The following is a 2,663-nucleotide window of genomic DNA, read 5'->3' on the forward strand; positions in this document are numbered from 1 at the left end:
GACCTGAGGCACTGGTAGGCGGTGGACACAGGCACCCCGAGAGCCGCGCCCTCCGCGAAGCCGACGGCCTCGGGCTTGGGCGTCCACTTGGCCGCAGGGCCGGTGACATACTCCGCGTACGTTCCGGGCTGGCCCCAGCCGATGACCGCGTCCCCGGGGCGGAACGAGACGCCCTCCCCGGCCGCGACGACCTCGCCCGCGGCATCCGCCCCGACGCGCTTCGGCTCTGTGATCGCGCCGCGCGTGCCTTTGCGGATCTTCGCGTCGACCGGATTGACGCCCGCCGCGCGCACGCGCACGAGCACCTCGCCGGCGCCCGGCGGCGCGACGGGCACGTCGCGCAGCTCGAGGACCTCGGGCCCACCGGCCCGCGTGATCAGAACGGCCTTTGCGGTCTCCGGGAGCTCCGGCTGTTGTGACAGGGTCATGCCTTCATCCTGCCCCGCACCGCGGCGAAGCATGCTTCCCGATGTTCGCATTATGGCCGGGCCATGCATCCCCTGAAAGGGGTACAGCAAGACCGCGCGCGTGCCTATCGTCGAAGAGATGCGCATTCTCGGTCGGTTCGGTGCACTGGTCGGCTTCGTCATCGCAGCGGCGGTGGCGGGGGTGCTGGCTGCCGCCTCGCTCGCGCCGTTCGCCGTGATCGGCGCCGACGGGGTGCACGGCACGCTCGGCACCTATTTCTCGATGCCCGACTATCTGAAGATCGAGACGCCGCAGCAGATCAGCACGCTCTACGCGCAGGACGGCTCGGGCCACGAGGTGCCCATCGCCACCTTCTACTCGCAGGACCGGGTGAACGTCAGGCCCGACCAGATCGCCCAGACGGTGAAGGACGCCGCGATCGACACCGAGGATCCGCGCTTCTACTCCGAGGGCGGGGTCGACGTCATCGGAACGATCCGCGCGACGCTCGCGACCGCACTCGGCCACGGGGACAACATCCAGGGCGGCTCGACGATCACCCAGCAGTACGTGAAGAACGTGCTGGTGCAGCAGTGCGAGCATCTCAGCACCAAAGCGGCCGTGAACCGCTGCTACGACAAGGCGACCGAGGTGTCGCCCGAGCGCAAGCTGCAGGAGATGCGGTACGCCTCGGCCGTCGACAAGCAGTACTCGAAGGCGCAGGTGCTCACGGGCTACCTCAACATCGTCGGCCTGGGCGGCACGGTGTACGGCGTGCAGGCGGGCGCGCGCTACTACTTCGGCACGGACGCCGCGCACCTCACCGTCGCGCAGGCGGCGACCCTCGTCGCAATCCTCAACAACCCGTCGAACCTGCGCATCGACCAGCCGAAGAACCCGAAGAACGGCGCCAAGAACCACTACGCGGCCACCCTCGACCGGCGCGACTACGTGCTCGACAAGATGCTCGCGCATCACTCGATCTCACGGGCGCAGTACGACGAGGCGAAGAAGACCCCGATCACGCCGAAGATCACGCCGCAGGCATCCGGGTGCGCCGCCGCGACCTCGCACGACGCCGCCTACTACTGCGAGTACGTGCGCGACGAGCTGCTCGCCGACCCGAAGCTCGGCAAGACCGCGGCCGACCGGGCCGCAAAGCTCAACACGGCGGGCCTCAAGATCCACACGCCGCTGCGCCTCGACCTGCAGGCGGCGGCGCAGAAGGCGCTGAGCGACTACGTGCCGCAGACCGCCGCGGGCGTCTCGCTCGGCGGCACGAACGTCACGATCAAGCCGGGAACAGGCGAGATCGTCACGATGGTGCAGAACACCGCGTTCGGGAACAGCGACCAGCCGGGCACGACCAGCGTGAACTACAACGCCGATCAGGGCTACGGCGGGTCGAGCGGATTCCAGACCGGATCGACCTTCAAGGCCTTCACCCTCGCCGAGTGGCTGCAAGAAGGCCACCATCTGAACGACTACGTGTCGACGACGGGCCGCCAGTTCCCGTTCACCGAGTTCCACAACAGCTGCGAGAACATCGGCAACGCGGTCTGGCCCGTGCAGAACAACGACAACGAGCGCGTTCCCGCGTCGATGTCGGTGCTGCAGGCGACCGCCCAGTCGATCAACACGGCCTATGCGCACATGGGCATGCAGCTCGACCTGTGCGGCATCGCGAACGTCGCGAAGTCGATGGGCGTGCACGTCGCCGACAACAGCGCCTTCCAGGAGTACCCGTCTGAGATCCTCGGCACGAACCCCATCTCGCCGCTGACGATGGCCGAGGCATACGCCGGGTTCTCGAACGGCGGCACGGTGTGCACGCCCGTCGCCGTGACGAAGATCACGGATTCCACGGGCAAGTCCGTCCCCTTCACGGGCTCGCAGTGCCACGGCAGCATCCCCGGCAACGTCGCGAACACCGTGCAGTACGCGCTGCAGTCGGTGCTGACCGGCTCGGGCACCGCGGCGAGCGCGAACCCGAACGACGGCACCCCGCTCTTCGCCAAGACGGGCACGACCGACGGCGACGAGCAGAACTGGCTGATCACCTCGTCGACGAACTACACGACGGCGATCTGGGTGGGCAACTCGCTCGGCCACGTCGGCCTCGAGCACTTCCCGCTGCTGCAGGGCACGACCGGCTACACCGCGAAGTTCTCGATCGGGCGCGAGCTGCTGCCCGCGCTCGACGCCGCCCTCGGGGGCAACCCGCTGCCTGCGCCCGACCCCGCGCTCGTCGGCGC

The 2,663-nt window shown here is 68.7% G+C and carries 2 protein-coding genes; one reads left to right on the forward strand and one right to left on the reverse strand.

The annotated features are described in order from the left end of the window. On the reverse strand, positions 1-428 hold a 428-nt coding region (locus ACM2XV_RS14050; RefSeq protein ID WP_487027378.1), incomplete at its 3' end, for a quinone oxidoreductase family protein. 118 nt (positions 429-546) lie between these two features. Here ACM2XV_RS14050 and ACM2XV_RS14055 point away from each other — a divergent pair. Further along, positions 547-2,663: transglycosylase domain-containing protein (locus tag ACM2XV_RS14055; RefSeq protein WP_487027379.1), on the forward strand; the 2,117-nt coding region annotated here is incomplete at its 3' end.

Source organism: Gryllotalpicola sp. CP2-P1 (assembly GCF_057512245.1).